General features: G+C 44.9%; 24 protein-coding genes and 3 pseudogenes. 14 read left to right on the top strand and 13 right to left on the bottom strand.

Features of this window, described 5'->3' with window-relative positions; translation table 11 throughout:
* Positions 1–101: 101 nt before the first annotated feature.
* A pseudogene (locus FU659_RS19230) lies at positions 102–356 on the bottom strand (carbohydrate ABC transporter permease); the annotation flags it as partial.
* A 32-nt stretch (positions 357–388) separates the two neighbouring features.
* Between FU659_RS19230 and FU659_RS19225 the strand changes: the two are divergent.
* Together FU659_RS19225 and FU659_RS19220 are read left to right on the top strand one after the other, a co-directional pair.
* The gene (locus FU659_RS19225) at positions 389–736 is read left to right on the top strand and encodes a helix-turn-helix domain-containing protein (RefSeq protein WP_147949056.1); all 348 of its coding nucleotides are present in this window, start codon (positions 389–391) and stop codon (positions 734–736) included.
* Between the two features lie 190 nt (positions 737–926).
* Positions 927–1,121: a hypothetical protein gene (locus FU659_RS19220; RefSeq protein ID WP_147949055.1), complete on the top strand. Its 195-nt coding sequence runs from the start codon at positions 927–929 to the stop codon at positions 1,119–1,121.
* 31 nt (positions 1,122–1,152) lie between these two features.
* On the opposite strand, the gene FU659_RS19215 is transcribed toward FU659_RS19220, so the two are convergent.
* From FU659_RS19215 to FU659_RS19205, 3 genes and pseudogenes are all read right to left on the bottom strand, one after another.
* Positions 1,153–1,476, bottom strand: coding sequence for a hypothetical protein (locus tag FU659_RS19215; protein ID WP_261807918.1), 324 nt, complete (start codon positions 1,474–1,476; stop codon positions 1,153–1,155).
* Positions 1,451–1,585 (bottom strand): annotated as a pseudogene (locus tag FU659_RS19210) (sugar phosphate nucleotidyltransferase); the annotation flags it as partial. The pseudogene FU659_RS19210 and the gene FU659_RS19215, both read right to left, overlap by 26 nt.
* A complete protein-coding gene (locus FU659_RS19205; protein WP_147949052.1) occupies positions 1,582–2,367 on the bottom strand; it encodes a hypothetical protein in 786 nt (261 codons plus the stop codon). The pseudogene FU659_RS19210 and the gene FU659_RS19205, both read right to left, overlap by 4 nt.
* 220 nt (positions 2,368–2,587) lie before the next feature.
* Here FU659_RS19205 and FU659_RS19200 point away from each other — a divergent pair, with 220 nt between their 5' ends.
* Complete coding sequence (locus FU659_RS19200) at positions 2,588–3,634, top strand: glycosyltransferase family 2 protein (RefSeq protein WP_147949051.1); 1,047 nt, start codon at positions 2,588–2,590, stop codon at positions 3,632–3,634.
* A 221-nt stretch (positions 3,635–3,855) separates the two neighbouring features.
* Here FU659_RS19200 and FU659_RS19195 read toward each other — a convergent pair whose 3' ends face one another.
* Positions 3,856–4,419 (bottom strand): CPBP family intramembrane glutamic endopeptidase, encoded by a 564-nt coding sequence (locus FU659_RS19195; protein WP_261807917.1) that lies wholly within the window; start codon positions 4,417–4,419, stop codon positions 3,856–3,858.
* A gap of 164 nt (positions 4,420–4,583) precedes the next feature.
* Here FU659_RS19195 and FU659_RS19190 point away from each other — a divergent pair, with 164 nt between their 5' ends.
* Complete coding sequence (locus tag FU659_RS19190; RefSeq protein ID WP_261807916.1) at positions 4,584–5,636, top strand: transposase; 1,053 nt, start codon at positions 4,584–4,586, stop codon at positions 5,634–5,636.
* Between the two features lie 4 nt (positions 5,637–5,640).
* Positions 5,641–6,171 carry a transposase gene (locus tag FU659_RS19185; protein ID WP_147949048.1) on the top strand — a complete coding sequence of 177 codons (531 nt, stop codon included), beginning with the start codon at positions 5,641–5,643 and terminating at the stop codon, positions 6,169–6,171.
* A gap of 169 nt (positions 6,172–6,340) precedes the next feature.
* Here the strand turns inward: FU659_RS19185 and FU659_RS19175 are convergent, their stop codons facing one another.
* The gene (locus FU659_RS19175) at positions 6,341–6,622 is read right to left on the bottom strand and encodes a hypothetical protein (protein ID WP_147949047.1); all 282 of its coding nucleotides are present in this window, start codon (positions 6,620–6,622) and stop codon (positions 6,341–6,343) included.
* Positions 6,623–7,136: 514 nt separating this feature from the next.
* Between FU659_RS19175 and FU659_RS19170 the strand changes: the two genes are divergently transcribed.
* Together FU659_RS19170 and FU659_RS19165 are read left to right on the top strand one after the other, a co-directional pair.
* Positions 7,137–7,376 carry a hypothetical protein gene (locus FU659_RS19170; RefSeq protein ID WP_187274253.1) on the top strand — a complete coding sequence of 80 codons (240 nt, stop codon included), beginning with the start codon at positions 7,137–7,139 and terminating at the stop codon, positions 7,374–7,376.
* A gap of 174 nt (positions 7,377–7,550) precedes the next feature.
* The gene (locus FU659_RS19165) at positions 7,551–7,826 is read left to right on the top strand and encodes a hypothetical protein (RefSeq protein ID WP_147949045.1); all 276 of its coding nucleotides are present in this window, start codon (positions 7,551–7,553) and stop codon (positions 7,824–7,826) included.
* A 616-nt stretch (positions 7,827–8,442) separates the two neighbouring features.
* Here the strand turns inward: FU659_RS19165 and FU659_RS19160 are convergent.
* From FU659_RS19160 to FU659_RS19145, 4 genes are all read right to left on the bottom strand, one after another.
* Complete coding sequence (locus FU659_RS19160) at positions 8,443–9,063, bottom strand: 4-hydroxybenzoate synthetase (protein WP_147949044.1); 621 nt, start codon at positions 9,061–9,063, stop codon at positions 8,443–8,445.
* A 171-nt stretch (positions 9,064–9,234) separates the two neighbouring features.
* Positions 9,235–10,257 carry a bifunctional 3-deoxy-7-phosphoheptulonate synthase/chorismate mutase gene (locus FU659_RS19155; RefSeq protein WP_147949043.1) on the bottom strand — a complete coding sequence of 341 codons (1,023 nt, stop codon included), beginning with the start codon at positions 10,255–10,257 and terminating at the stop codon, positions 9,235–9,237.
* Positions 10,258–10,489: 232 nt separating this feature from the next.
* Positions 10,490–11,740, bottom strand: coding sequence for a phenylacetate--CoA ligase family protein (locus tag FU659_RS19150; protein WP_147949042.1), 1,251 nt, complete (start codon positions 11,738–11,740; stop codon positions 10,490–10,492).
* Between the two features lie 90 nt (positions 11,741–11,830).
* The gene (locus tag FU659_RS19145) at positions 11,831–13,174 is read right to left on the bottom strand and encodes a phenylacetate--CoA ligase family protein (RefSeq protein WP_147949041.1); all 1,344 of its coding nucleotides are present in this window, start codon (positions 13,172–13,174) and stop codon (positions 11,831–11,833) included.
* Positions 13,175–13,697: 523 nt separating this feature from the next.
* Between FU659_RS19145 and FU659_RS37345 the strand changes: the two genes are divergently transcribed.
* The 4 genes from FU659_RS37345 to FU659_RS19130 all read left to right on the top strand — a co-directional run bounded on the left by FU659_RS37345 (position 13,698) and on the right by FU659_RS19130 (position 15,969).
* The gene (locus FU659_RS37345; protein ID WP_261807915.1) at positions 13,698–13,829 is read left to right on the top strand and encodes a hypothetical protein; all 132 of its coding nucleotides are present in this window, start codon (positions 13,698–13,700) and stop codon (positions 13,827–13,829) included.
* Between the two features lie 178 nt (positions 13,830–14,007).
* Complete coding sequence (locus FU659_RS19140) at positions 14,008–14,538, top strand: hypothetical protein (protein ID WP_147949040.1); 531 nt, start codon at positions 14,008–14,010, stop codon at positions 14,536–14,538.
* A gap of 83 nt (positions 14,539–14,621) precedes the next feature.
* Positions 14,622–15,662 (top strand): hypothetical protein, encoded by a 1,041-nt coding sequence (locus FU659_RS19135; RefSeq protein ID WP_187274252.1) that lies wholly within the window; start codon positions 14,622–14,624, stop codon positions 15,660–15,662.
* 76 nt (positions 15,663–15,738) lie between these two features.
* Complete coding sequence (locus FU659_RS19130) at positions 15,739–15,969, top strand: hypothetical protein (protein WP_147949039.1); 231 nt, start codon at positions 15,739–15,741, stop codon at positions 15,967–15,969.
* 431 nt (positions 15,970–16,400) lie between these two features.
* Here FU659_RS19130 and aroC read toward each other — a convergent pair whose 3' ends face one another.
* Positions 16,401–17,456 carry a chorismate synthase gene (gene aroC, locus FU659_RS19125; protein ID WP_147949038.1) on the bottom strand — a complete coding sequence of 352 codons (1,056 nt, stop codon included), beginning with the start codon at positions 17,454–17,456 and terminating at the stop codon, positions 16,401–16,403.
* A gap of 262 nt (positions 17,457–17,718) precedes the next feature.
* Between aroC and FU659_RS19120 the strand changes: the two genes are divergently transcribed.
* Positions 17,719–18,603: a LysR family transcriptional regulator gene (locus FU659_RS19120; RefSeq protein WP_147949037.1), complete on the top strand. Its 885-nt coding sequence runs from the start codon at positions 17,719–17,721 to the stop codon at positions 18,601–18,603.
* 26 nt (positions 18,604–18,629) lie between these two features.
* Here the strand turns inward: FU659_RS19120 and FU659_RS19115 are convergent.
* Positions 18,630–18,746, bottom strand: a pseudogene (locus FU659_RS19115) (DegT/DnrJ/EryC1/StrS family aminotransferase); the annotation flags it as partial.
* Between the two features lie 124 nt (positions 18,747–18,870).
* Between FU659_RS19115 and FU659_RS19110 the strand changes: the two are divergent.
* Both FU659_RS19110 and FU659_RS19105 read left to right on the top strand, forming a co-directional pair.
* Positions 18,871–19,884 carry a phosphotransferase gene (locus tag FU659_RS19110; protein ID WP_261807922.1) on the top strand — a complete coding sequence of 338 codons (1,014 nt, stop codon included), beginning with the start codon at positions 18,871–18,873 and terminating at the stop codon, positions 19,882–19,884.
* Positions 19,868–20,155 carry a hypothetical protein gene (locus FU659_RS19105; RefSeq protein ID WP_147949035.1) on the top strand — a complete coding sequence of 96 codons (288 nt, stop codon included), beginning with the start codon at positions 19,868–19,870 and terminating at the stop codon, positions 20,153–20,155. The genes FU659_RS19110 and FU659_RS19105 overlap by 17 nt, the downstream gene beginning before the upstream one ends.
* A 265-nt stretch (positions 20,156–20,420) precedes the next feature.
* Here FU659_RS19105 and FU659_RS19100 read toward each other — a convergent pair whose 3' ends face one another.
* Positions 20,421–20,630 (bottom strand): hypothetical protein, encoded by a 210-nt coding sequence (locus FU659_RS19100; protein ID WP_147949034.1) that lies wholly within the window; start codon positions 20,628–20,630, stop codon positions 20,421–20,423.
* Positions 20,631–21,005: the final 375 nt, after the last annotated feature.

The following is a 21,005-nucleotide window of genomic DNA, read 5'->3' as shown; positions in this document are numbered from 1 at the left end:
AGGACATGATTCTGTCAACGATAAAATAAAGAAAATCCCAAAACAGCAAAAAAACCGGATAGGGCTTTACCTAACAAGGCCCTATCGGCTTTTCATGGCACCTACCCTTTTAAAGATCCCGCAATAACGCCTGCCACAAAATATCGCTGTAAAAATAAAAACATGACGACCATGGGTGCCGCTGTAATGACGACTCCCGTCAACTGCATCGGGTAGTTGGTGACATATTCGCCCCGAATCTGCAGCATCGCCAAGGGCAGCGTCAGCTTAGATTTGCTGTTGAGAAGCAGCATAGGAATCAATCAATCATTCCACACCATAACGAACAGAAATGTCGCTGTCGCAGCTAATGAAGGAGTAGTCTAGGATTTCCTTGCTCTGAACCTGCATGAAGCCTTTGAGCAGCACAAATCTGATCCCCACATCAAGCACATTTATTCAAAATAACCAAACCTTTTCCCTTCGGAAACACGATATGTTTTGTTTATTCCCACAAGTGACACACGAATACTTTACGGTTACAGACAACCCGCTTCGCAAAATCTTCATCGCCTTTGACGGAAAACAGAACCTGAAGATGAGCGAAGCCAAGCTTCTGCTCGAACAGACCACCTATACGCTTTCTGAATTTGCCCATTCCGTTGGCTACCCGGATTTATTCAGCTTCTCCAAAGCATTTAAAAAACTGGCAGGCATACCGCCGACGCAGCTGAATACGACTCAATCTCTTGAGTAGCCTAATGTCTGCAACGCTTTGCACACAATGAGAAGTCCGCTTTCCATTTGGAATAGCGGACTTCCTTGCAACTTAATGTAATTTAATCTATATTGTCAGAATTAGACATATTCCATCATTTTACACCTCTTTCAAAAATACAGATTTGATGATAGTTTAAGATATACATCAAAGCGAAGGAGAGAGCGGAATGAGAACGATTTATGAGAATTACAGAGGATTTAAAATATGTAAACAAGAAAGTACCTATCAGGCAATTAACACAGATCGTATCGTTTTTACGCAATGGCCATTGAGCGAGGTATTAGATTCTATTGATACATACGTAGATTTATCTGAATTTCAATCGTCAAAGGATACACAATCCGGTTTACCACAAAATTGATGGGAACCCGAACCCCCTTAACACGATCTAATTATAACGTGACATGCTTCACGTCCATCAACTCTGCAACCTTCTGGAAAAGCGAGGCGTTATGGCCTATCGACATTGCGCAGTGATGTGTTGGCGCCTCGGCGCACCACCGTGACATATACGTGTCTGGGTGATCCCTGAACTTTACTGGCGTTTGGGTATTCCCAATTCTCATGATCGGCCCCTTCGTGGACTGCCCTTCGCTGGAAATCATTTTCAGCTTGCCGTCGCCGGTCAGAGTTACGTTCAACGTCGTAATGGCCCCTGTCTTTACCTTCGCCTCAACAGATACCCCTGTGCCCTGCTTCCCGTGATTTAACCCCACAGTGGTCCAAAATCGTCTCGTTCGCAACCGGCAATAATGTTTTCGGCGATGAGAAAGTAAAGGGCTGCAATCTCGTTCCTTTTCCGGCGCAAAGAATCATTCCTTTCATTTAAGTTCCTCCTTCGACCATTCATTGGCGCTATCGAATCTTATCCCAGGATCCGTTGCGGACCTGGATGTACGAGATGAGACGGCCTTTTTTTCCGCAACGGCAGCTAGTTTCCCGCTATTGGTATTCATCAGCGAAACGGCATCCACTTCTCCTTTACCGATAACGACCGGACTATGCCACGGAAGCCGGGGATGGCTGTTGTTCCTCCACCAGTACCCGATGCCTCCGCTTTTCAAAGGAGCGATCACTTCAAAGTTTCCGTTGCGGTTTTCCATAAAAATAGGCGCTCCACGTACCCCCCTGGCAAATTCTTCACTTTTCCTCCAATTCGGTGTCCCATCTTTATCCTGCCAAACATGAATAAGCCGGTTCCCAAGCCTCGCGACGAACTCCATATTTCCGAAACCGGTTCGAATCATTATTGAAGCTTCATCCCATTCTCCGCTATTGAAGAAGTTTTCACGACATGCCCTTCCTATAAGGTAGCGGATTAACGTTCGAGCTTCATCTTTCATTATTCGATATACGGGGTGGAGGAGAAAGCTGCTAGGGCTTTCATTCATTAACTTAATCGGTTCTTCATATGTGTAGTGAGGTCTATAACGCACTGCGCTCCCTGTTTCCTTCGGGTATGATTTGGGTTTAAAGCCAAGACGCTTAGCCATCATCACAAACACGATTTCGTCAACGCCAAACGCTTTTGTGCGGAGCAAGTTTTTTTTCAGACGGTATAATTGATCCCAGGCAAGCAGCCGTTTTACGAGACTGCGGCTGAACACCTGCCCTACGTTAAAGGCACCCAGGAATTTGTCGGTAAGCAGTAGGGGCTTCCACCGCTTCCACTCTTTTCTCAGCTTGACCCCGCATATGAAAAGGAGGCCGCTTCTGCATAGATGTATGTCCCATCTTCCTTAAAATAGATTTTGAATAGGAGTGTAGCATTCGCCGTTACCGGAAAGTCCATAGTGTATATATTGAGTTTAGGAGGTGGGGAGTCTCATGGAAAAGAAATTTAGTATTGTCATCCCTTCTTATAACTGCGCTAAACCGATTATGCTAACCTTAACCTCTCTGGAACTTCAAACGTTCCCGAGTGATCGTTTTGAAGTGATCGTTGTAAACGACGCTTCGGACGACGGCACCGATGAAGTAATGAAAACCTATACTCCGCCGTATTCGTTAATCTATATCAAGAATGACACAAGGCAGGGCAGAGCGTTTACCCGCAATGCAGGGGTGAAACGCGCTCAGGGCAGGTACCTCGTCTTCCTTGATGCAGACTTTCTTGTGGTGCCGGAATTTCTAGAGGTCCTCAATACGTATAATCATAAATATCCAAACCACGTTATTTCCGGCTTTCCCCACAGCCTATACGGTGCTTTTACTCAATACTACCCGCATTTTAGCAACCACCAAAAAAAGAAGATGCGCCGGATTCTCGAACCAAACGGGTTGTGGGACAAATCTTGGCTGCCTAATAACCTTATAGTGGACATCGTAACCCCTGACGATCTTCGTCGAAACTTTCGCAAGCTCCTTTCGGTCATCCTGCCATCCCGTTTGAGCAAGATCGATAATAGGGAGTTTATGTCTACCGATGTCGCACCTTGGTTGATGTTCATCACCCGATGCGTCTCCGTAAAGAGGAGACATTTTATGGAGGTTGGGGGATTTCAAGAACGTTTTATCAAATACGGGATTGAGGATTGGGAGCTCGGTTATCGTCTCCATAAGCATGGATTATCCTATCGAAGCATGAATCAGATCATTGGATATCATCAGGAGCATCCTTCTACAATCCGTAAAGATGACCCCGAGCTGAATAATCTGAGGATGTTTTATGACATCCACGGTACGGGGGATCCCGAGCTTGCGTTACTTTCCATTTGTCACCCGTGGAAGGACCCCCAATTATATAAAACGCTACTGCGTGAATTGAAAAAATGGAAGAGCAGGGACGACGAATATTCTAAACTTGGGGGAGTCATGGAAAAAGCGCTGCATCAGTCGGCTAAGGCCTTCATAGGCGCAAGGATTCAGGAGTGATAGCAAAGGTTGACTCGGAGTCTTAATTAAATTTTGAACCCCTTCTGCTGTAAAAAAGCTAAGGGCTTATTTATGTTAAATATTTTAGAGCTCCGACTCAACCCGTTCCGTTAGAAAGACCGACCTCCACCTCTTAGATAGGTGTAACGAAATCACAAAAATACATAGGGTCATTCTTTGAATGAGTGTAACCAGTTCTAAGCACCTATGGATATTTCAGGTTATATTAAACCACTGAAAACCATAAGGGCATTAATCGACATATGCCATATAACTGTAGGAACGATGCTTTTAGATTTGATCGTAATTCCCCCGAAAAATAACCCTCCAAGAGAATATGCGATGCAAACACCCCAAGAGAACCCAAGGGAATAATGCTGTAGTCCAAACCCTAAGCTGGTTACAATAACTGCCCATTTATCACCTAATTGCTCTGAAAACCGACTTAGAAGAGTACCTCTCCAGATCATCTCTTCAATCACGTTTGTTATTGATAAAATAATAGCAAGTAACCAAACTTCATGGATGTAGGTCCATCCGTTACGAATGATAAATGGCATAAAAGCAAAAAGATTGATTGTTAACGCGATAAGTAGAAAATATTTTACTTTTGATTGGCGGAATCCTGACCATATAAATGGGATACCAATCAACTCGTTCCATTGCGGTTTCTTCCAATACCGCATGAAAGGAATTTTGTAAATAAGAGATAAAGTAATCAACGGAATCATAATAAAAATCAACGATAACCTGTTGAGAATGATATGCAATTCCTTAGGATTCAAATCGATAATCCAACGCGAATTCACATGCAAATATAGAAAGAATCCCACTCCAAAACATATAGTTGTCAAAAAAAACTACGACGGCAAGATCATATAACAGGATTCCCTAACCCCTTTGGCGAAGTTAACTGTGTGGTTAACTTTCACCAAAGGGGTTGTCTGTTTTGCTCGTTAAAGATCGTCTTCGCCCAACTAAAAAAATATATTTCAAGTCGGAGATAAAGCATTGTCCGCATTGTGAATCGAAATTACGCCGTTCCCATACGGCTTGGCATAAGAAGATTGCCACACTAAATGAAGTTATTGAAGCATGGAGCATGGCTTACAAATGCGTGAATGTAAACTGCTCGAATCTTGATGCTCTCTTTAAATCTGCTGAAGCCGAAGCATTAAGTCCTAAGCATTCCGCTTATGGATTCGATGTGCTTTGCTTAGTCGGTGAACTTCGCTTTAAGCGCCATATGACTCGCAAGGAAATTGCCGATGAGCTCAATGAACGCGGCGTACTTACTTCCGAAAGATCGGCACAAAATCTTTACGAGAGATACCAAACACTACTCGCGGCAAGTTTGGATGATCACGTGAAAAATACGCTTGCCGAAGTAACTGAACAAAATGGCGGCATTGTCTTGTCGATGGATGGTGTTCAACCTGAAAAGGGAAACGAAACTCTTTATGTGATCCGTGAAGTATTCAGCGGAACGGTTTTAGTCGCACGGAACATGAAGAGCGGAACAGCAGTCGAACTACAAACGCTTATTCAACCGATCATTGATTTAGGCTATCCAATTGTAGGTATTGTGAGCGACGGTCAACAATCTATCCGTTTGGCTATGGAGACATTATTGCCAGAAGTTCCTTACCAATATTGTCAGTATCACTACTTAAAAGACATTGCCAAACCAGTCGTTGACATAGATCGAAAGCTCAAAACAGAGCTGAAGAAAAGTATGCGTGGGATTCGAGATGCCGAGCGTAAAATTGAACAAAGTGATTCTATAGAAGTCGAAGTTGCTAAAGGATATGTCGCAGCTGTTCGCTCGCTGTTACTAGAGGATGGCAATCCTCCCCTTGATTTACCTGGCATGCGAATTTACGAAAAAGCTCAAGCCATTCAGGCCTCTTTACAAAAATGCCTGAGTAAAAAAGGGGCCTTCCCTGCTCGAAAACATTTTCAGAATATTCAGCAAAATAAACAATCTACAGACTCACTATGAAGCTGTGAAGCGCTGGATGCAGCCGATCCGTCATATCGTAGAAATCTTTGAACCCAGCATGGATAAGACCACGGAGAACGTGCGATGGGAGATGAATGAGCTACTGAATTGGGTAAAACAGACCTATACAGAAGAACACGACGTAACTATGGTTACCAATTTACTAAGCTACTCTGGAGGCTTCTGGAAAGGACTTTTTACTTGCTATGACGAGTATCACGTCCCAAGAACCAATAATGATTTGGAGCGATTTTTCCGTGCTACGAAGACAGCACACCGTCGAATCACGGGTCTTCGTAATTGGAACGAGTACATCTTACGCAATGGAGAAATGATCGTTCTTGTTCAGGATGCACTGAAGCAAAAGCATATTCTTGCTCGATTAAAAAGCGTTGATTACGACAGATACAAAGTACAGAAACAAAATTGGCAGAACCGCTTACAAGATAGCGTAAAACGTAAACGATTCAGACGGGACCCACAAAAGTACCTAGAAAGCCTGGAAAACCTATGGAATGCACAATGTGTTTGCTAATCTTGCCGTCGTAGAAAAAAAATCTCATAGGCTTGTAAATACAAAGCAACCCGGCACATACTCCCCAAAGACACAACAGTAGGTAGTTATTTGTTTGAAGTAAGGTAATAAGTGACCCAAACAAGAACAAGGACGCCATATTCCGGAGTAATTCGTAATTCATAATTTATCACCTGCTTATAACTTGGTTATATTTCAAGTTGGTTATATTTTTATCGATTCGGCTCAACTTTTTCCCCGATTCTGCAATCTCTCGAGTTCTTGATGGATGAACTGCCTCCACTCTAGGTCTACCCCCGTTCTGCTGCTGGCGGATCGGCTTCAGTAGCTGTCTCCAATGGTCCTTGCTCACTTCCTTCAATGCCTCCTCTTTGCTCAGATTGGAGTTCGGAACTTCAGGAGAAACTGTTTGCCTGGGATTAGACCCTAGCTCACTTTGAAGATGATCCAAAGTTATTCCTCCCAGATTAAGTCTCATTACGAACGCTCTGTTCCTGGACAATCTCCCGGAGCAGCTTAAAAATGATTTGTACAGCTCTCTATTAGTTCTTTCCTCACTATACTTATGTGCCGGTTTGTACCTGCGGAATGGACAATAGCGGAATTACTCCGGACAATATGCATGTACCCATATTATCGAGGAAACCCATACATATACTGAATTATTGTGAAAGGCAACGATTGACAGTAACCCGCTATTTTTCTTCAATTGTGTGAAATGATGTCGTTCATTGCCCCAAACAACCAAAACTCAAAGGCTTGATCATGACATACTGGAAATTGTGTTTTCCAGAAGGAGGTTGATTTATGCAGGAGCATGACCAAAAGCATCTATAATGTTTTTTCAGCGTTCCAAGCCGAGCCTGCTCACGAAGATGAAGTTAATAGAATATTTGGATTCAAACGTTCAACATTTTGGTGTAATGAAATAAGGACAGTAGGCAGGGTATCCCCCCCTTTGTTCGATGCAGATAGGTATTCCAAGTACAAAGGAAGTGAGAATTGAAGTGAATATGAAGAAAATGGGATTTGCAGATAGAGCGATATTCATTCTTGGACTAACATTAGCCGGTGTTATTACATTTGTTCTTGTGGCTGGCGTAATTGTCGCAGTATTAAAATTTTTTATGGATAGCAAACAGCGACCTGTTCAAATTCATTCCGGCCCGATGCCTGATGATGAGCCGAAGGCAGAGTTTTTTTGATACCCCGTTCGAGCAAAGGTTGGCTGAAGCAATTCAACTTCATGATGAGGCAATTGCCGGAAATGCAGACGCGGGCGAGGAGCAGGCTTAGGCTTCTCGATGAAACTGTCGCTTTCTCTCCCTAAGATCCCTTTCTTGCACGTAATGAGTAGCTTTCGAGAGGAGGTGGAGCAAATGTCAGAGAGAAGTCAGGATATCTCGGGGATTTTCGGCGAAATCAAGCGAGAATTTCTACATTTCGCCAACTGCTATGCAAGCGCGGTGAAAAGTGGTGCGAAAGTGGCCGGGCAACAAATCATTGAAGTTGTAGAAGAATTGGATCAACCAGCTGATATTCCTGCAGGTAAGCTGATAGCGGCCGTTAAAATCGGTGTACAACATGCCGGTGAACAAATGATGGACTCAGGAATGGATTTCGTTGAACAAATGAAAAAAAAAGCAAAAAAATAAGAAGAAGAGAACATAAAAAGTGGCTAAACATCGAAATCGGTGCTTGACGAAAGGATAGAGGGTGCAAGTGGCGGATCGGACCCTGGAGCCGTTATTGTAGTCTTGAATAGTCTAATTTGGACTTAGCGGACACCAGCGCCGTTATTCGAACGAGAAGGGGCCGATATCGACGATTTCACGACCCTTAACGGAACGTATGTCCGCAGGGCAGGCGAATTACGGGGGATAAAAGGTAATTAACGGCTGCTGTGTCCGCGTTCCTATCCAATCAAGCACTGATTCTAACGAAGAGCCTAAAAAGTCAAAAGAATTTATGGTTGATGAACTTACGTTGTTGACCGGAGGGGATTTTTTTGCTGAAATTCGTAGAACCACCATAATAACAAAGAAAACTAAACGACCGCTCCCCAGTCGAATTCAGGGAAGCAGTCGCAGCATAAAAGCCTTTTCTTGTTGTCTGCTTAACGGGGGTATGACTAGGATTCATTCTCTCCCTTTTGAGTCAGCCTTTTCCTTTTATTATGCATCACAATCTTGATTTTTCTGCTCTTTTACTCTTTCTTTTTCCTCTTTTCTTAATTGTTTCCTTGCTTGCTTCTGCTCTTTCCTTGTTTCGTCACTCATGATTCATCCCACCATCTTTATAATTGACAACCTGCTTCAACCGGTGTCTGACGACATCCGGATTAAAATATTCAAGCATCTGAATCCCCGGTACCAGTCCGAAATAAATGGAGTATCTCTTGTAAGGAACTTTATTGTGCAGCTCATGAAAACGAAGTTTGATCGGCTTTTGGAACAGATCGACCGCTTCTTCCTCACTTTTAAGCCCGGAATCAATTACCTTTCTGAACGTTTGCAAACCTATAGAACTGATTGATTTTCCAATCCCCTCCTGTCGGTGCGCAATCTTCTCAAACAAAGAGGGCGGCACATGCCTCGAATTAACAAGGGCAATATTGTGAGATACAATAAAATGGCTCTTATCGCTTATCAAGATAGATTCTCTCATATAATACGGAGCGTCGGAGGACTCGCCCAGAAGATCGGCAAGTTCTTTATTCAAATGTTCTTGCCGAATAACAGTAACGAGCATTTTTTCATTTAACAAAGTTTCCAGCAGATCCGTCGTCCGTCCGTCCGTCGCCAGTAGAATATTGATTATCACCCCCTGCAAAAAATCCAATGCCTCTCTCGCATACTGCGAGTCCTTGCCAATAGAATTTATATCTGTCATACACTTTCCTCCATTAGCCGTATGTCAATTCGAGCAGCTTCGCAACTCTCTGCATCAGTTCCCGGTAGTCTGTCTTTCCTGCAGTATTTCGCCCGCTACCGCTTTAAAAGCATCATCCAAGCACACCACATGTCCATCATGGGATCTCAACCTCGTTGTGATGAAATCATATCAATGATACAAGCCCGATTCGCGGAGCCCCGTCCAGAATGTATTAAACTCATCAATGTTGATCTGCTGTTTCGCATCAGACAGTGCAACCTGTGGATTCGGGTGCACCTCGACCATGATCCCATCGGCGCCCGCAGCAAGAGCAGCCTTCGCGCAAGAAAGCAGGATATCTTTTCGGCCGGTGGAATGGCTGACATCCACAAACACCGGAAGATGAGTCTCCTGTTTCAATATCGGAACTGCAGAAATATCGAGCGTATTTCGAGTCCATTTTTCAAAGGTACGTATACCGCGCTCGATCAACATGACCCGGTCATTACCGTTGTATAGAATATATTCTGCCGCAAGAATGAACTCCTCCAGTGTGGCGGAAAGGCCGCGCTTCAGAAGTACAGGCTTTCTGGTTTGGCCGACGGCTTTCAGCAGTTCGTAGTTCTGCATGTTGCGGGCACCAATCTGAAAGATATCGATATAGCGTTCTGCCGTATCAATTTGTGAAGGACTCATGATTTCGCTGATAGTCACCATTCCGATTTCATCAGCCACTTCCTTCATGATTTTCAACCCCTCTTCGCCAAGCCCCTGAAAATCATACGGAGAAGTTCTCGGTTTGAACGCACCTCCGCGTAAGACCGTGACGCCAGCTTTCTTCATTGCGGCCGCAACCGTCAAAAGCTGATCTTTGGATTCGATTGAGCAGGGACCGGCGACAATTACGTGCGAGGAACCTCCGATTTCGGCATGCTTGACATGGATGATCGTATCCTCGCTCTTATGATGCCGACTAACGAGGAGCTTGCGCTCGGTTACAGCATCCTTTTGCCCTTTCGGAATTACCAGGTTATACTTTGCAAGCTCGTTTAGTATTTGTTGGTTTCCAATCGGCTCCGCTTCTGATATGCCCTGACTTTGCTTTTCTTGAACGATTTCACTGGTCATACGTGCCCGTTCGCTCAGCAGATGAAGCAATTGTTGGTCAAGCCCGTTCAATTGAGATATTAATTGTTGCAATTTTTCGCTCATGACCCGAGCACTCCCTTCTTTTCCACAAATGACTGCAACCTTTTCCTGGCCAACTTATGCTTACAATCCAATATCCCCTTTTGCCGCATCAGCCAGTAACTCTATCGCTCGCCCATGCTCAGGTTCGCGAGACAATGCTTCCTTCAATGCGTTGCTGCATGAGCCAGTTTTCCATTTTTATATAACATTCGCACGAACATTGGCATTCCGAGGAACAACCGATACTGACAGCTTAAACAGATGTATCGTTACTGAGCTTTTGAATATATACCGGCTTTGTCGACGGAACGTTATTCACGAGCCCGACACGATCGAGCAGCATGGAGTCGGCAATGATCTCTACAGTGACAGGTACTTGAAGCATATATGATAATCGAGAACGGATATCCTCCTCCGACCATTTGCCAGAATCATGCGAATCAAGAAGAAAGTGCAGCCCGTTCTCTTGCTCCAACACCTTCCAAGCATCTGGAACAGGAGATAACGAATATACGGCTTCATGGATGTCAAGGGCGTCCAGGATGGTTTCACCGAAACGGATTCGATCCTTACTTCTGCCGTAATGCACCAACTTGCCCACCGTTCGGCAGCAAGCACATAAGGAAGGTTCGACAGAGATAATGTCTTCATTAAAGTATCTCAATAGAGGAGAACCCTGATGGGAAAGCGTTGTAATCGCCGCAAACCCTCTCTCTCCTTGAGCAACAGGGCCTGAACCGTCTTCATGCAGCACTTCCACGAAAAAATCCTGTTCCACGATATGCATTGCGCCGTATTCACACATGGCAGCGATATTAGCGGTTTCAGTCGAACCATACATATTATATACAGGCACGCCCCACAGCATTTCTATATGTTCCCTGCGCTTGTCGCTCATCAATTCACCGGCAACGCAAATGGCTCGCAGCGCTGGAAAATCCTTGTTCGAAGCTGAACCGAGTAGACGTGCTGCCTCGGCCAGCAGTTCCATCTCGCGCGGGAGCCCAGCCATCACAGTGACTTGAAGACGCTTCATAAGATCCACTACTCTGGGGTATGGAGTAACTACGGTACGTCCGCTTGCGGGAACGACCCCAGCTCCCGACTGCCATGCTGCTTCCTGCATTAAAAACGCGGGAAGTGCCAATGCGTAAGGAAAACGAATTAGTACAAGATCTTCCGCGGTCAAACGAACACCGCATTCCTTCAGCTGTTTTCCGCCAATCTTCAAATCTTCTCGAGTGAACCAGGAAGCGGAGGGCTCTCCGGTCGTACCGGTTGATTCGTGGTATTGTGCAACCTTTTTTATTTCGACGGCAAGGTGACCGAAAGTGCCGGCTTTCCGGAGATCTTCTTTTGTTGTCAACGGCAGTGTTTGAATGAGGTCCAATCCCATGTTCTCCAGGTTATATTCCGATAATTTTTCCTTGTACAGAGGGGATTTAGCAAGGCGTACTAATAAATCCTTGAACCTTCCCTCCCGCTCCCAACTATTGTCAGTCATTAGGGCACCTCCTCTCGGCATAACACAGCACGTTAGTATGGCTGAAACGAATCCTGAGCCCCTTGTTCCGGGCCGTTTCTCCGGTTTTATCTAATTGAATATTCTGGTCGCTTTGCCGAATGTACGAGGGATATCGTGTCTAATTTCAACATCGCAATCAATCCCGATCCTATCAGCCATATGCTTTCGGATTTTCTCTGCCAATTGTTCGTCGCTTAATTCCGTCCGAAACGGCTCGGCTTCAATCTTAAACACTCCCTGACTCAGCTTGAAGTGATACCACAAACCCACATCGGGAATTTCCATTAGGAAGTGTTCTATCATGAACGGAGAATAATCCTCTCCGCCCAGGCGCAGCATATTCTCCATTCTGCCTCTCAAATGCAGGACGTCCATAGTGATGTCGCAAGCGCAATTGGATTTTTGTAAATAACCAATATCCCCGGTGCGGTAGCGCACCATTGGCATTCCTTCGCGCAGCAGCGTCGTCACAATGATTTCTCCAGTTTTGCCGTAAGGAAGCCGTTTCTCCGAAACCGGATCGATGATTTCTACTTTTACATGTCCTTCCATCACGTGATACCCTTTGTGCTCGCTACATTCAACAGCGACAACCCCGCATTCGGTCGAGCCGTAGAAGAATGATACTTCGCATCCCCACCATTTTTCCAGCCGCTCCCGGAAGGTGCTGGAGCAGCCTTCACCGGTAAGCAAAATTTTCTTCAATCGTATATCTTCACCTATTTTTATGCCGAACCGCTCGCTCTCTTCTGCCAAGAGTGCTGCATAGGAAGGTGTCGTAGCGAGGACTGTAGCTTGGAATTCCTTCATCAATTCCAATGACTTGTCGACGGGAGCCATGTATCCGCCTTTGCCAAGCGACAGCACCGCCGTTCCAAACGCAAATTGATACAACCGCTGAAATCCAAGACCGGGCAGGGCAAACTCATACGGTAACGCAATTGCCGCCACATCAATGTCCGACTCCTTAAACAATTCCAAATATTTCGGCAGCAAATCGTATATATATTGATCAGCTAACGTGTAGGAGGTATAAATCGGTTTCCCCGAGGTTCCGCTTGTGAGGTGAACCTGACCGATTTCTTTCGGATCAACGCACAAGATCTTCTGCTTATCTCCTCGTATAACGTCTTTATTCAACAGCGGTACAGACGTTAATTGCTCCAGACTTTCGATCTTCGGTCCCGAGAAGCCTGCTTCTTCCAGCTTCGAACGGTAATATTCATTCCGGTTCCAGATATGAGAAAGCGTAGCGTTTATGGCTTTCAACTGATAGTCTTCTATTGTTTGCCGTGGCAGTTTTTCTATGGTTCTTCCTTCATCATCCAATTGCTTAAAATAATCTTTGAATTGTTCCAGATGAGATGAATGTTCGTCCATGGAAACCGTCATCTTATGGGTTTGCAATTTCATAAAAGCCCTCCTATCTATTTTCAATAGTAACCTCCGGTATCGCAATCCGTCTTGCCGGTTGGAAATCAGCGCTATAAGGAACGTTTGATCATTCTGGGCTCTCTCTGTATAGATGGTTATGCAATGTTAAAAAGTCCAGGATCCGGGCAACTGACTCTCTTACCGTTTGCCTATCCGATTGTATTATGATCTCCTGTTCCATTATATTTTCAGTTTTCACGTGTTCATTATTACCATTCTTTCTGCTCATTCTCTTTTCCGCTTTTTTGTTATTCTCTTTTCCTTGCATGTTTTTCTTTAGCCGTGATATGCTGTTCCCTCCTTCCTAATTACTCTATTATGAAATGCAACAAATTACATTCTTGACTCGGACATGCGTATATTTTTAATAAAGTAAGTATTTCATCCAATCGCTGTATGGGGGACTCACATATCGTAACAAGTATGAAGAATTCTGAATCATGAGGGAGGGAAACTCGACTTTCATGGCATCGCGAAGCTGAATGATAGAGGCGTATTTATCGTGGAAACGGCGATCAATGCGATCTGTTGCTATAAGGTCGATACATTCATGCGAATAGGAGAAATTCGATTCAATCCTGCAGACAAAGATACTCATCATATCAGCGACATTTGGTTGGAAAGAAACACCTAAAACGTTTCGATGTTTTTCCCTATGACTACTTGTATCTGGACCCGGTTAAATTCTTAGACGACGGAATCTATGTATACAGTCCCGAATTTAGAATCTCTCGTTTTGTATCGCTTCCTGCTCAACAGATATACCTGATTCTCGTTATTCATCAAGACTTTTCATCAGGAGGTTGATAGAAATGGCAAATAACAGCAACGATGAGAAACAATTCAAGGAAGCTAAAAAGCTCCATAATGATGGTATAGACGGAGACAAAAAAGCGGTGAAAAGCGCAAACGAGAAACTATTAAAGCTCCGTGAGACCGAGCCTGACAATGCGCTAATTGAAGCCTATTACGGTAGCTCATTAGCTCTATTAGCGCGGGATGCCGTTAAGCCTTTGGAAAAAGAGGAAAAAGCGCTAGAAGGATTAGATGCACTGAATCGGGCAGTTACTTTGGATCCGAACCAAAAAGAAATTCGGTTGTTACGCGCGAACGTCTGTCTGCGGCTGCCGGAGTCATATTTTCACTGCTCGAAGACGGCGATCGAGGACTTCTCCTTCCTTCTTGACCGCTATCAAGAAAGTTCCAGTTACCTTTCCCAAAAGCAAGTCAGAGAAGTACTGCGAAATCTGAGTACAGCCTACCAAAATGCCGGAAAACAGGACGAGGCGAATGCGGTCTTGCAGCGTCTAGCCAAAATGAATCCGGAGAAACATGACGGATAGATCAACGGAAGCGGACGATGCGTTCAAGCCAATTCCACACGATCTAGTAAAAAATTGTTAACGCACAGAGAGGAAGGAATCCATTGACAAACCTAAACCCAAAAAATATTGAAGTATCGGCTTTGAATGAGAACACAACATTGCCCGAGTATAACCCGAGTACCGAGTCAGATCAGGAGCCTGTTCATTCTGCCCCATTCAATGAGAGACTCGCCCAGGCCATCAAACTACACAAGGAGGGCGTGGCAGGCAATGTAACCGCCGTTCAGGAAGCACATCGGTTGTTAACACGGCTGCGATTCGATTATCCGGATAGCCCACTTGCGGACGCATTTTATGGCAGCACAATGATATTAATCGCTCGGGATAAACCGAAGTCGTTAGATAAGTTGAGATGGTCGAATAATGGCTTGGAGATTCTTGACAAAGCGGTAGCCACCGCTCCGCAGGACGGCATGATCCGACTGCTTCGCGGCAAGAACGCGTACAATCTACCGGAGGAGTATTTCCACCGGACACAGACGGTGATTGAAGATTATACTTTCCTTATCGATCAGCATATACGCCAAGAGGGCATACTCGAGACTGAAGAGTACTCGAAACTGATCTATGAGCTCGGCGAGGCGTACCAGAGGATCGGTCGGAACAAGGATGCAGCCGAGTGCTGGAGAAGGTTGGAGAATCAAACGCAAAATCCAGAATTGCAACAGCTCTACAAGCAAAATCTGCAGTCTCTTGAAGGCAAACCGGAGATTGAAAACATAACCAACGACAGCCCCACTTCGATATTGATAGGAGCCACTCGCACTGTCGGCAACGCTCTCCTAAGCTGGGTCGAGCAGGAGAAGGAAAAAGAAAGGGCAAAAGAAAGGGCAAGAGAAAGAGCAAAAGGAAGGCCAATAGGAAAGGCAATAGGAAGGGCAAAAGGAAGGCCAATAGGAAAGGCAATAGGAAGGGCAAAAGGAAGACCAATAGGAAAGGCAATAGAAAAGACATTAGGAAAGACATTAGGAAAGACATTAGGAAAGACAATAGGAAGGCCAATAGGAAGGGCAATAGTAAGTGCAAAAGGAAAGGCAATAGGAAAGACAAATGAAGTTCGTCCTAAGCAAAGCAAGAAGTAGAAAGGTCGACGCTAGAACAAGACGCAACAGACTTTTCCTCCGGGGGAAACCGGATTTTCGAGAGGAGGTGAGACACATGTCTAACAACCATAAAAAGATCGCCACGCGAGTTAAGAAAGAGTCCAAAGATTTCATCGAAGTTGCTTTGAGAAGCGGCGCTAACAATATCGGCAAACAACTTCTGGACGCGGTGAGTGATGTAAATCAGCCGTCCGATATTGTTCTCTTGAAAATCTTTACTGGCCTGAAGAACGGCGCCCTTGAGACTGGCCTAGAAATTGTGAAGGAAAGACTCGAACGCGTTTAGGCAGTCAACTCGCTAGACAATACATCGAAATTTCCCGAGTAACCTACATCCAAAAAAATGAGGAATAAGACAGGAGTTCTACGCAAAAGGCCCTAAGCCTATTGAAGGCTTAGAGCCTTTTCGCATTCATTGACATACCTCAACAACGTCGAACCTTGATGAGACAAAGTCGTAATCGGAGTGATCCTTCTCCCCCCCGTCACAGCAAGACCTTGAACCATCACCCCTCAGCACCTACTGCAACACAGATATTGGAGGAGATTGCACCAGTCATTCATTTCGTTTAAAAGATGCAGTCACAGAAGTTTATTAAACCCATCCTTAATGTGAACGGGTTTAATAATAAAGTTACTCAAACCAGAACAAAATCCTCGCCTATACTGAACTATCGTTTCCATACATGCACAGGAATGTATCAGAGCAATATACAATTATTCAAGCATGGCGGCTTGTCGTTTGTACTGATCTTCCAATACCAGACAAGCCATCGCTTCAACGACTGGCACGATTCTCGGACAAATACATGGATCATGCCTGCCTTCTGTCTTAATCACTCGTTCCTCTCCTTTAACGTTTATCGTATTCTGAGGAACAGAAATGGACGATGTCGGTTTTACACTTATCCGAAATATAATGTCCTGCCCGGTGCTGATCCCTCCGATGATTCCACCCGAATGGTTACTAAGAAAGCCACTGCTGCCCATCTCGTCATTATGCTCACTTCCAAGCATAGGAGCTGCTGAGAAGCCGGCTCCAAATTCTATACCCTTTACAGCGCCAATAGACAGCATCGCTTTTGCCAACTCAGCATCCAATTTATCGAATACCGGCTCCCCAAGACCCGGAATAACCCCTCGAATACGGCATTCTACAATGCCTCCGCAGCTGTCGCCAATCAAGGCCAACTGCTCAATCTTTCTAATCATTTTCGCTCCTGCGGTAGGATCACAGGCGCGGACAGCGTTTTGTTCAATGACTTCCTCTTCGAAAGTTTGACAAATAATCCCCCCGATCTCTCGCGTATAAGCCAACACCTGTACACCTCTTTTCTCTAACAACTTTCGGGCTACAGCACCTCCAGCCACTCTAGCCGCAGTTTCTCTTCCCGATGCCCGCCCACTACCCCAATGATCCCGAATTCCGTATTTCTGTAAATACGTAAAATCTGCGTGACCAGGCCGAAATGAGTGCTGGATTTCATTGTAAGCCTCCGGTTTCATATCGTGGTTATGAAGAATTACAAAGAGCGGAGTCCCGGTTGTTTTCCCCTCGAATACTCCCGATAATATTTGGACAATATCATATTCCTTGCGAGGTGAAGTAACTGTGGATTGACCTGGCTTCCTCCTGTCCATCTGTCTCTGAATATACGTTTCATTGATTTCGACTCCAGGCGTCACTCCATCCACGATGACACCAACCGCCGCACCATGTGACTCTCCAAAGGTTGTAATTTTAAAAATTTCGCCGAACGTGTTACCTGCCATTGGTATATTCCTCCTCGTTTAGTAGTTTATGTTTATTTCTACCCCTAGCGCAGACTACTGCTCAAAATAATCTGGACATGTCTTAGATACGCAGCCTGGGTCTGTAATACGGATGTTTTCTACCATTAGACCGATCAAAGAAAGTAAAGCCGCCATTTCATCCCCCTCTTTTGTCTTATTGATATATCTCAATTATAATAAGATAATTGGAATAAGTGAAATTGGATTTTTATCAAAATGTTATAGAGGTGATCTATATCACATGATTAACCTGGAGTGGTATCGGATATTTTTGCATACTGCGCGTTATCGAAATTTAACAAAGGCTGCACAAGAACTACACATCACGCAGCCATCAGTGAGCTATGCAATTAAGCAGATGGAAGATACTTTGGGGCTTAAATTGTTTCACCGGCTATCGAAAGGTGTAGAGCTAACGGAAGAAGGACGAGCGCTGTTCGAATATGTGAAGCAATCGTTTGCTATGCTGGATTCTGCACAGAAACATCTTCAAAATCTAAAGCAGTTAAGCGAGGGAGAGATTCGGATCGGTGCGAGTGATTCGCTTATCAAGCATCTTTTGCTACCGCAGTTGAACTCGTTTCATAAGGAATATCCTGGGATAAGGATTCGTCTTTCGCACGGGAAAACGCCCGAGATCACACAGCGCTTAAAAGAAGGCGAGATCGACTGTGCCGTCGTGCACATGCCTATTAACGATCCGCAGTTGAATATTCAAGCACTGGCCATACTGGAAGATTGCTTTGTAGTGGGGGAAGCCTATCAAGATTTGGCGAGCCGTTCCATTACAACGAGGGAACTTGCGGAGCTCCCTTTAATTCTTTTATCTCCGGGAAGCAGCACTAGAGTTTTCGTCGATCAATGGTTTGCTGCTAAAGGACTTATGGTGAAGCCAGATATTGAATTGGGAAGCATAGATCTACTAGCTGAGTTCGCGAGGTTAGGCTACGGGGCCGCTTTCATTAGCCATTCTTTCGTGCATAAGGAGCTTCAAAGTGGAAAGCTTTTTGAACTACGGCTGGACGATCCACTTCCCCCCCGGAGCATAGGCTTTGCCGTACGGCGAGATATGAAGCTGTCAGTTGCGGCTGATTGTTTCGTTCGGATTTTTCGTGCCCAGCAATGACACCGCGGATTCCGCAATAGCAAGGTTGGACTACGAGATTGGGTAGCCCAGAAACGCATCTTTTTCAAGACATCCCCATCATCGGAAACAAGCATGCCACCACCTGAGGCGGTTATGATCTTATTACCATTGAAAGAAAAGACTGAGTCTATAAATACAGGTATAGCTCCTGCAGAATGGAGGGGCACCAATCCGTATCCTCATTAATAAAATGTTAAGAGTAAATTTTTAGGCTCCCTTCAGGAAGGAGGACGTTTCTTGGCCAGAATGGTTAGCAGCAACAAACTGATTTTAAAACAGATAGCTCATTCTTACGGGTTCTCCGTCATAAAAATCCGTTCCTACTCCTCACAATATAAAAACATTGCCGCATTCCGGGTAACAACCAATCAAGGAAACTACATGGTCAAGCCTTTTATCGGATCGCGAAGCCGTCTTATCCGACTTTCCTCTTATGCGGCAAGATTGCACAGAAAAGGTTTTCGCAGCATGCCGAAATGGCTTAAAACCCGTTCGGGGAAGCATTGGGTGAAGAAGCGCGGAAAGCTCTATTACGTAACGGAATGGATAGAGGGAAGAAAAATTCACAAAAGCGGCAGCAAGGAGGATTTTGCCGAGTTGGGGGGAGCTTTAGCTAATCTGCATTCCGTTTCACGAAGCTTCAGACTCGCTCCCCGGTCCGATTCGTCTATCCGAAAGCTTGGGAAACGCCACGCCGCGTTCTGCAGCCAATTGAAGATTCTCCGAGGGAAATCTACGAAAGCGGGAAGATGGTTTCAAGAACATGGGGATCATTGCATGAAGTTGTGTCGGGATGCCCTGGATTCTTTAGGAACGGAGAGGATTCGTTCCAGGATGCTAAAGGAGAGCCGGCGGCCGCCTCTTGTGCACGGGGATGTTACCATTCCAAATGTGCTTAAATCAAAAGAACGTACCTATTTAATTGACTGGGATGGGATGGGACCGGGATCAAGTTATTTCGATTTGGTCGTAGCAATTACCAATACGGCAGGATTTAACATTCCGAATATGGCTGCTTTCCTTAGCGGATATGAACAGGTGTGCCCGCTGACCCGCAGCGAGAAAAAGCTGATCAGCGCCTTGTACCGCATCCCCAGAGAGGCTTGGCATGTCTGTCGATATGCCTCTAGCGGCCGTAAATATGAGCACCTTCTTGATATTGTAGAAAAATCTTGGAATGCAAGAATGGAAGCAATCCAATGGATGGACATTTGGTCCCAGCAAAGAGCAAGGGAGGAGAAACATGCCGCTATGGACTGATTTTGAAAAGGAATTCGACTTACGCATTAAGCAGAAGAAGAAAAATCGTGATGTTTTCCAAGTGTTCACAGCAAACCATCGAACCCTTTGTTATAAGCCATACAAATTCGAGGAAGATGAGGTTGCGTTCATAAGAGAGCTTTTCGGATACCTTGATAATAAGGGCTATCGCTATGCTCCTAAGCCTGTAAATGGTCTTAATAATAAGTTATGGACATCCCACCGGGGCAAGCTTTCTCCGAGTAAGCCGTATCAGTACGTATCGACTTGATTTTTCCCGACACCCTTCTTTCCTTGACATTGGGGACCATCTGGAGGCTATTCGTTATGTAATTGTTGCGAACGGATCGCGGGATGACTCACTACAAAGATGGATCCAGGACTTCGAGCGTTGGAGATGATTCTGGCTAGCGTCCGTCCTTCGTTCCGATCAGCGTGGTGGATTGACCGAATTAGGAGCATCCGTCCGCTCCGATCATCCTTCATTATGGAGAAACGTTGGGACATGAAGCAGGAGCGCTACAGTCTGGATACTCTCACCATCCTATTTTTAACATGGCACCGGAAGAGCCAGTAATGGATTCCTGTTCGTTAACTAAGTTTCGAAAGCTGCGGCTAAGGGGTTTTGCGCAGACACCTCCTTCTTCTTCAAGCACGTCAATGAGTTTCTGCCAGTAGACTATTTCATGTTTTTCATCGGCGACATCCGCGACAAAGAAGCGCTCTTCAACGGCGGCTGTAATCATTCCTTGGTCATGGCAAGATGCGTTTTGTAGCCGAAGAATGAGGAATCACTTACCGCGAGTTACAATGGCAACCGCAAGTGGACATGATAAACGGCTTAATAGAAACTTATAACTTTATATAAAATCTCAAAGGATAGTAATCATAAAATAGTCCCCATTTGTGACAGGATGGCCCTTTCCCTTCACTATAAGCACGTTTTTCGGGCTTACAGCGTCATTGACGAGCCGCAACCCTTCTGTAACACTGAAAATCAGTGTTACAACTCAACCTTACTCGGAAGCGTCAAGAAGTTTGTGTAAGGTAGGATTATCCATCGGGACGATGGATAAAAAATAAGCAAATAAATTTCAAGTATAATGATCAGAATTTTCAGT

Origin of the sequence: Paenibacillus sp. N3.4, from assembly GCF_008017805.1 — a bacterium.
Lineage (GTDB): Bacteria > Bacillota > Bacilli > Paenibacillales > NBRC-103111 > Paenibacillus_E.
The sequence above is the reverse complement of the archived record's forward strand: the minus strand, read 5'-3'. Positions and strand labels throughout refer to the sequence as shown.

Bases quoted from the DNA above. Each gene is read 5' to 3' on its own strand.
- FU659_RS19150 (WP_147949042.1), bottom strand. From the start codon at position 11,740: ATGACTGACAATAGTTGGGAGCGGGAGGGAAGGTTCAAGGATTTATTA.
- FU659_RS19100 (WP_147949034.1), bottom strand. From the start codon at position 20,630: ATGATTACAGCCGCCGTTGAAGAGCGCTTCTTTGTCGCGGATGTCGCC.
- aroC (WP_147949038.1), bottom strand. From the start codon at position 17,456: ATGGCAGGTAACACGTTCGGCGAAATTTTTAAAATTACAACCTTTGGA.
- FU659_RS19220 (WP_147949055.1), top strand. From the start codon at position 927: ATGAGAACGATTTATGAGAATTACAGAGGATTTAAAATATGTAAACAA.
- FU659_RS19225 (WP_147949056.1), top strand. From the start codon at position 389: ATGAAGCCTTTGAGCAGCACAAATCTGATCCCCACATCAAGCACATTT.
- FU659_RS19120 (WP_147949037.1), top strand. From the start codon at position 17,719: ATGATTAACCTGGAGTGGTATCGGATATTTTTGCATACTGCGCGTTAT.
- FU659_RS19165 (WP_147949045.1), top strand. From the start codon at position 7,551: ATGTCAGAGAGAAGTCAGGATATCTCGGGGATTTTCGGCGAAATCAAG.
- FU659_RS19105 (WP_147949035.1), top strand. From the start codon at position 19,868: ATGCCGCTATGGACTGATTTTGAAAAGGAATTCGACTTACGCATTAAG.
- FU659_RS19200 (WP_147949051.1), top strand. From the start codon at position 2,588: ATGGAAAAGAAATTTAGTATTGTCATCCCTTCTTATAACTGCGCTAAA.
- FU659_RS19160 (WP_147949044.1), bottom strand. From the start codon at position 9,063: ATGACAGATATAAATTCTATTGGCAAGGACTCGCAGTATGCGAGAGAG.
- FU659_RS19145 (WP_147949041.1), bottom strand. From the start codon at position 13,174: ATGAAATTGCAAACCCATAAGATGACGGTTTCCATGGACGAACATTCA.
- FU659_RS19155 (WP_147949043.1), bottom strand. From the start codon at position 10,257: ATGAGCGAAAAATTGCAACAATTAATATCTCAATTGAACGGGCTTGAC.
- FU659_RS19130 (WP_147949039.1), top strand. From the start codon at position 15,739: ATGTCTAACAACCATAAAAAGATCGCCACGCGAGTTAAGAAAGAGTCC.
- FU659_RS19140 (WP_147949040.1), top strand. From the start codon at position 14,008: ATGGCAAATAACAGCAACGATGAGAAACAATTCAAGGAAGCTAAAAAG.
- FU659_RS19170 (WP_187274253.1), top strand. From the start codon at position 7,137: ATGCAGATAGGTATTCCAAGTACAAAGGAAGTGAGAATTGAAGTGAAT.
- FU659_RS19110 (WP_261807922.1), top strand. From the start codon at position 18,871: ATGGTTAGCAGCAACAAACTGATTTTAAAACAGATAGCTCATTCTTAC.